Origin of the sequence: Paenibacillus sp. DCT19, from assembly GCF_003268635.1 — a bacterium.
Lineage (GTDB): Bacteria > Bacillota > Bacilli > Paenibacillales > Paenibacillaceae > Paenibacillus.
The window spans coordinates 340,827-347,500 of record NZ_CP029639.1 but is presented as its reverse complement, the minus strand read 5'-3'; the positions used below and the strand labels follow the sequence as shown (position 1 = coordinate 347,500).

General features: G+C 42.5%; 9 protein-coding genes (1 of these 9 only partly in view). 3 read left to right on the top strand and 6 right to left on the bottom strand.

The window, feature by feature from the left end:
- Positions 1 to 705, bottom strand: partial view of an ornithine--oxo-acid transaminase gene (locus DMB88_RS01570; protein WP_128099942.1) — the 5' portion only. 489 nt of this gene lie to the left of the window's left edge; 705 of the gene's 1,194 nt are visible here — the first part of the coding sequence; its start codon is at positions 703 to 705; the stop codon falls past the left edge of the window.
- A gap of 451 nt (positions 706 to 1,156) precedes the next feature.
- Between DMB88_RS01570 and DMB88_RS01565 the strand changes: the two genes are divergently transcribed.
- Positions 1,157 to 1,801 (top strand): GntR family transcriptional regulator, encoded by a 645-nt coding sequence (locus tag DMB88_RS01565; RefSeq protein ID WP_128099941.1) that lies wholly within the window; start codon positions 1,157 to 1,159, stop codon positions 1,799 to 1,801.
- Between the two features lie 137 nt (positions 1,802 to 1,938).
- On the opposite strand, the gene DMB88_RS01560 is transcribed toward DMB88_RS01565, so the two are convergent.
- On the bottom strand, positions 1,939 to 2,664 hold the full coding sequence (locus DMB88_RS01560; RefSeq protein ID WP_128099940.1) for a class I SAM-dependent methyltransferase: 726 nt from the start codon (positions 2,662 to 2,664) through the stop codon (positions 1,939 to 1,941).
- Positions 2,665 to 2,827: 163 nt separating this feature from the next.
- Between DMB88_RS01560 and DMB88_RS01555 the strand changes: the two genes are divergently transcribed.
- Complete coding sequence (locus DMB88_RS01555) at positions 2,828 to 3,178, top strand: hypothetical protein (RefSeq protein WP_128099939.1); 351 nt, start codon at positions 2,828 to 2,830, stop codon at positions 3,176 to 3,178.
- A 233-nt stretch (positions 3,179 to 3,411) separates the two neighbouring features.
- Here the strand turns inward: DMB88_RS01555 and DMB88_RS01550 are convergent, their stop codons facing one another.
- From DMB88_RS01550 to DMB88_RS01535, 4 genes are all read right to left on the bottom strand, one after another.
- Entirely contained in the window at positions 3,412 to 3,639 is a 228-nt protein-coding gene (locus DMB88_RS01550; RefSeq protein ID WP_056697134.1) for a cold-shock protein, read from the bottom strand.
- Positions 3,640 to 3,822: 183 nt separating this feature from the next.
- Complete coding sequence (locus DMB88_RS01545) at positions 3,823 to 4,023, bottom strand: cold-shock protein (RefSeq protein WP_024633772.1); 201 nt, start codon at positions 4,021 to 4,023, stop codon at positions 3,823 to 3,825.
- 385 nt (positions 4,024 to 4,408) lie between these two features.
- Positions 4,409 to 4,645 carry a DUF6953 family protein gene (locus DMB88_RS01540; protein WP_128099938.1) on the bottom strand — a complete coding sequence of 79 codons (237 nt, stop codon included), beginning with the start codon at positions 4,643 to 4,645 and terminating at the stop codon, positions 4,409 to 4,411.
- A 127-nt stretch (positions 4,646 to 4,772) separates the two neighbouring features.
- Complete coding sequence (locus DMB88_RS01535) at positions 4,773 to 5,552, bottom strand: CPBP family intramembrane glutamic endopeptidase (RefSeq protein WP_128099937.1); 780 nt, start codon at positions 5,550 to 5,552, stop codon at positions 4,773 to 4,775.
- A 312-nt stretch (positions 5,553 to 5,864) separates the two neighbouring features.
- On the opposite strand from DMB88_RS01535, the gene DMB88_RS01530 reads away from it, so the two are divergent.
- Positions 5,865 to 6,536 (top strand): phosphatase PAP2 family protein, encoded by a 672-nt coding sequence (locus tag DMB88_RS01530; RefSeq protein ID WP_128099936.1) that lies wholly within the window; start codon positions 5,865 to 5,867, stop codon positions 6,534 to 6,536.
- Positions 6,537 to 6,674: the final 138 nt, after the last annotated feature.

Below are 6,674 nucleotides of genomic sequence, written 5' to 3'. Positions count from 1 at the left end.
CGTTCGACCGAATCCAGTCTGGATCTCATCAGCTATAGTTAGTACGCGTTGCTGCTTGCAGTAAGCAAATGCATCTGCAAGATACCCTTTTGGCGGAATAACAATTCCCGCTTCTCCTTGAATCGGCTCTACTAGAAATGCAGCTGTATTCGGAGTAATGGCCTGTTTCAATGCCTCAAGGTCACCATACGGAATAATGCGAAATCCCGGAGTAAAGGGACCAAAATCTTTCTTGTATTCTGCGGAAGATGAGAATGAAGTCACGGTTAATGTTCTGCCATGAAAGTTACCTGCACACACAATGATCTCTGCCTGGTTTTCCGGCACTCCCTTGCTGCGATATGCCCATCTGCGAGCCGCCTTTACGGCAGTCTCTACAGCTTCAGCACCGGTATTCATCGCCAATATCTTCGACTTATCTGTAAACTGTGCAAGTTTCTGATAAAAATGAGAAGCAGTCGTGCTATGGAACGCACGCGATGTTAATGTCACTTGATCGGCTTGCTTCTTCAGTGCCTGTATAATGACTGGATGCCTGTGCCCATGATTCATAGCCGAGTATGCACTCAACATATCCATGTAACGCCGACCTTCCGGATCTTCTACCCAGACCCCCTCCGCACGTTCTATCACAATTGGAAGAGGGTGATAATTCGGAGCTGCATAACGTTCCGACCATTCCATTAGCTGTTTAGAATCCGGCATAGCTCTCAGCACTCCTTTAACATTATATTGTATACAAAATACAACATCAGTGTATGCTTTGCCCTAATTACCTACAACTTATCTTCACTTATTTCACAATAGTCTAGACTCGACAGATGCTTCTTTAATATATGATTATCTTATAGAAAAATTTACAATGTGAATTTGTATACAATATACAACATACAATATATGGTCTTTATTGTAAGTAATAGTATCAAACAATGCACTGGATAGCAACACAAGAAACACATTTATATGTCCCTTCTCCATAACATAACCCGGTTACAATTCCGTGCGATCATTATGCAAGTTAACGCTTACGTTTGCTTGCCCAACTCCCACCTCGGTGTTAAGATGATAAAAACTTGAAACACTTGAGCGGTGCACCAATCCGGGGTCATACCCCCACACACATTTAATCATCACTATATAGAAGGGAGGATTCGGTATGGAAGTACCTAAATACCGGTCCTTGAAAGATCATGTTTACGATTATATAGCACAGAAAATTCAAGACGGAACACTACTCCCTAACCAAAAAATCAACGAGGCAGAGATCTGTAAAAAACTAGACATCAGCCGTACGCCTACGCGGGAGGCGCTGTTCCAACTCGCTTCAGACAATTTGCTGCAATATATCCCTCGTAGAGGTTTTATCGTCACTCCTTTTGATGCAGGCAAAAAGTTAGAATTTTCTCAAGCCATCGGGGCTCTCGAAGCACTTGCTGCAACTCTGGCTGTAGACCTCCTCAAAACCTCGGAGTTACTGGAGATGGAAACTCTTATTGCTCGAATGGACGAAGCGATTAACCAATTGGACCTGGCAGCCTATAACAAGGATCAATACCAGTTTCACAATTTATACATTCAGCGGTGTGGTAATGCTACAGTGATCGAAATGTTAAACACACTGAAGAATAGCTTCATCCGTCAATCCTATGTGAGCGATAATAAATCAAAGCTGTCTAGTGTCCTTCATGAAGTTAACGAAGAGCACCGGCAAATTCTCAGCGCTTTTCGAGCAAAGGATAAGCTTCAATTGGAAGCTCTACTCAAACATCACTGGCGAATCATCGACAATGATATGTTATAACCTGCAATCTCAGAGGATACAGTAATAGCGTCATTACAACCAGAGGGTAGCCCGTAACATACGGACTGCCCTCTTAATTTAGATACACCTCACAAACGCTCTCTAGCAATAACGCATACTTTACCATCACTATATTCTCACTCATCCTTTAACGGCACCTTTGCCTCAATAACAGCATACCCCAAACGGTTGCCATACTTAGCAAGTAACCGATCATTCATTCCACCCATACGCTGCACTTGCTCATCCTCAAGCAATGTCATATCCATCTCCCGATAAGGATCATGATCCACACTCCATCTTCCCATCGAGCGTGAATGTTCATGCACTGTAATTGCTGTAAACCCACTTTGTCTCAGCCGTCTTTTCCACCTAGTTATGCTTGCCAGTGTCCTGATCCCATAGAATTGTTTCAACTTGCGGCTCATGATCTCCGTCTTCTGCCCGGATAATATCATCTCTCGATCAATCAACAGACCACCCGGCTTCAAAACACGCTTATATTCAGACAGAGCAGCACGCCAGCGGGTAAATATCGTGACAGATTCCACAAACACCACATCGAACCGACCATCTGGAAAAGGTAAAGCCGTCGCATCCGCCTGGATAAAACGAATATCCAACCGTTCACGCCTAGCACGTCGCACAGCTTTCTCCAACATTCCGCGGTGAAGATCTACCGCAGTCACACGATAACCATGACGCGCTAAGTGGCATGCTGTCCTTCCCGTACCGCAACCCACTTCAAGTACCTGACTACGAGGTGGCAGAGATAAGGACTCCAGCAATTGCACCGTTGCTTCGAAACCACCCGGATGCGCACTGCCTTCCCCCAATCCCGCCAGTAAATCATGGTAGTCCATAACTTCAACTCCTTCCTACACCCTTCAGTGTATGGAGCAATTTCAAAAACGGCTCCTCCCTATGCTTTTTCCGGGTACTCGTCCATACCAAAACTCCTTCCTTTTACTATGATATAGAAACCGTTGATTTCAGGCGGCAACCGCAACTACGAGGGGGATATGCATGTATAGAATTCATCCGGTATGTGAAGATACGGTGTCTCCGCACGTTGGACGCCCGGTTTGTCTTATTATGAAAGACGGGAAGCATATGTATGGCACACTTGGAAGATGTCGTGATGGCAAAATATATTTAGATGGCTGTTACGAGGGACCTCGACTCTCTTCTGTTCAAACCAAGCAACAGCAGCATAAAAAAGGTAAAAAGAATGCTGCCAAAACGGTTCAATCCTCAGCTTATGGTCCGTATGGTTATGGGCGCGGATATGGTCGTGGATACGGACGCGGGTTCGGTACAGGATTTGACATTGCACTCGTCTCTACACTCCTGTTACTGCCTTTCCTCTTCATCTAATCTTTAGAACGTGAACGAGTAGCTCATTCGTGTTAGTTATCAGTGAATAAAGCAATAAGCTTCTCGCAGTGCGAGAAGCTTATTTTTTAATATAAAATGCACTTTGTTATAACAACAAAAAAAGGCATTCGCCAAAACGAATGCCAGAAACTTCATATTTAGTACCCATACCTTTAACAACAGGTGTCTATTTAACTTAAAAAAAACACCTCGTAAGAGGCGGGTAAGCTATGTTAAATCCGATTTCCTTTAGACATCGTTTTCAGGTTACTATTCGAATTCTCAAGCAATGGCAGCATCCTAGTCGTGCTAACCATCTCAGAAGCACATATCGGACAAGTAGGCACGCTATCAAACGCAAAATTGTCCCGCATCCATCCTTTGCACGTATCACTCGTACATTCCCAGATTGCCGCATCCGCTTGTGGAATCTCTTCCAACGGTTTTTTGCGATTATACATGACTTCTACCCCCTTTGTTATGGAAAAACATCTAACCGACGTTATTTCACAGAAACCTATCTTAGCGGAAGTTTGCACTCCACCAGACTCCTGCCTCGACAACTATTGGGCCAACTTTCATTATATAACAAAAAAAAGAAGCTGCCTTTACCATTATAACATGTTAAAGGCAGCTAGCTTTAATTACAGTTTTACAACTTCTTCTGCTTGAGGACCACGGTTTCCTTGTACAATTTTAAATTGCACGCGTTGACCTTCGTCCAGCGTTTTGAAGCCTTCGCCTGTAATAGCGCTGAAGTGTACGAATACATCTTCTCCGCCTTCAACTTCGATGAAACCGAAGCCTTTATCAGCGTTGAACCATTTTACTGTTCCGTTTTGCATGTGAATTACACCTCCAAATAAAGATTAACATGTTCCTTTGTTCTTTGCAGCAAGCAAATAAAAATTCACACATTGAAAAAGGTACCAGTCATAACCTATAAGTGATCGCCCTTTACAATATGTGAATTAGGTTTTCCACTTCTCTACAACATGTACTTATTATAACTCTGATTCTGCCAAAAAGCAAATCTTTGTATTTTCTTTTCAAACAGCTTTGGAAATACATGTTATTCCGCGCAGTACAACAGGGTTTTCAAGCCCCCTGCTCCTGCACGGTCTTACCAAAGGATATGCAAAAGCTATCCAAATTATACCCTTTTTTATAAAAAATCCGAGCGTATGCAATTTTAGCGTTCCTGTATGGTTCTGTCTTGCCTCATGAATGCTATGTCCATGCCCACGTAAAGCTATCTCGATCCCAAGCAATCCGTCCACCGTGCAGCTTGCGGAACGCTTTTTTCACTTCTTTTGCTAAGGATGCATTCCCGCTCTCATTCACAAACACAAATTCTTCTCCAAAATTGGATTTCACATATGCTATAGCAACTTCTTGACGAAGCGTGCCCGTGAATTTAATCTCCTGTACCATCCATTCTGCCACTTCCTGTGCAGTTTTCTCCATATTACACCTACAATCGTACATCGTACGGTTTAACTTACGTTTCAACACGCAAACTGTTTACCGTCTAATTAAGTATAACACGTTCCATAGGATTGACGGCAATCAGACTATCATGTCAATTTTTTTATCAATTAACGGGTTTAGAAGTATGACTTGATTCCATGTTATGTCGATGTGTTCGCAGACTATATGTTAACCAGATGCAGTAACCCACGAGTACAACTAATATAAAGATGTCATAAGGGAGCGTTCCCGTATCTTGTAAATCGTCTCCCAGAAATTGAATTAAATTATGTACAAAGTGAAATAAAACTAATGGCACAATATTTCCGTTCTTGAGCATTAACAGTGCCAAAACAGCCCCAATCAAAAGAGCGTAAACAAGCTGCAAAGCAATATCAGCTATATCTTGGCCGGATAGAGCATTCATAATATGCGTAATCGAAAAAAGGATACTGGAGGTTAGGACTGCAGCAGCTGCACTCTTTCTTAGAAGAATATTAAATACCAATCCACGATAAATCGTTTCTTCAACAAAAGCGACTAGCAGGGTGAAGAAGATAAAAAAGATCACCTTGGATAGTGTAAGTTCTCCAAATCCCTTCAAAGCGATTGTACCCAATACAAGTAGTAGCGGAATATAATACTTTGTATGTTGCGCTGGAATGGTTCTTAAAGACCGGAATCCGATCTCACCCCACTTGCGCCGCAAGGTTAAATAGGTGATGAGTACAATTGCAATCGGTATAAATGACAGGAGCACAGGAGACGTGTAGTCCAGTTGCTTGATCGTTGCCACTGCACCTGCTGCAAACACAGCGAATAAGAGCAAAAGCTCAATGATGACTACAGCCAGGATTGGTCTCCTTTTCGAGAACGATTCTTTTCTAATTTGTGCGTGTGTCATCGGGTAGCACCAGCCTCTTTTCATTTTCTTTTGTCGATGTCACCAAAATTAGGATGACACTATAGTTGTACTACAATATGCAATATATTACAGTATCCTTTTTTGGATAAAACTATAAAAGTAACAAAAAAGAGACTTTCTTGAAGGGGTTTTCCCCTAAAATCAGGTATGGCTTATATCTAGTTCTGTACATTATAGTAATATGAAAATTTTACACCTTCATTCCTGCAGGGTAACAACTACGGAGCAACGTCTTATATAGAGAGAATCCAAAGACCGTGCAGGACGCACATCAAAGATCAGGGGGAACTTATGAAAGCACTATTTCAACGCTGGGGACATCTACTGGCTATACTATGTATACCGTTGCAAGGCTCCATCTATGTTTTTCTAGGTAGTAACACGGGTAGTGACGTCTTCTACAATTATGCTTGGATTGATACCCAAATTCCTTTTATCAAAGAATTTATCTACCCATATATCAGTTGGATGCCCATTCTGTATCTTGGATTTATCTATCTGGGACTGACCAATAAATCTTTATTTTGGCGTACATTACTAACGTATAACGTAGGGGTCATCGCGGCCAACATCTGCTTTGCGGTGTTTCCGACACATGTACCACGGCCTGTTGTAGGTGGCACCGATTTGAGTAGCTGGCTGGTTCAGTTCATTTATACGAATGATGCACCGTTCAACTGTTTTCCAAGTATTCATTGTCTCACGAGCTATATGCTGTTTATTATCATCAACCGTCATTTGAACTTCAAACCGGTGCTACGAATCTCGTTATCTGTTTGGTTATGGTTGATCATCGCTTCCACTGTCTTTGTAAAACAGCATTCTCTGCTCGATGTTGCCGGTGGAATCCTGTTTGCTGAAGCAGCCTACTGGGCAGTTCATGCAGCACTCCTTCGTCGTAGCTCGGCTCACCAAAAAGAAAAACAAACGCTGGGTGCCACCAACACCAGCAGCAATGCTTAAATTAGTAATAACACACAGGTTGGTGCAATTCACCACCTGGTACATTAAAAGAGAGCCGAAGGCTCTCTTTTTTATTCGCTCATCCACTTGCGTATCTACACCTACATCTATCTCTAATCCCATACCTTTAGCCTTCAT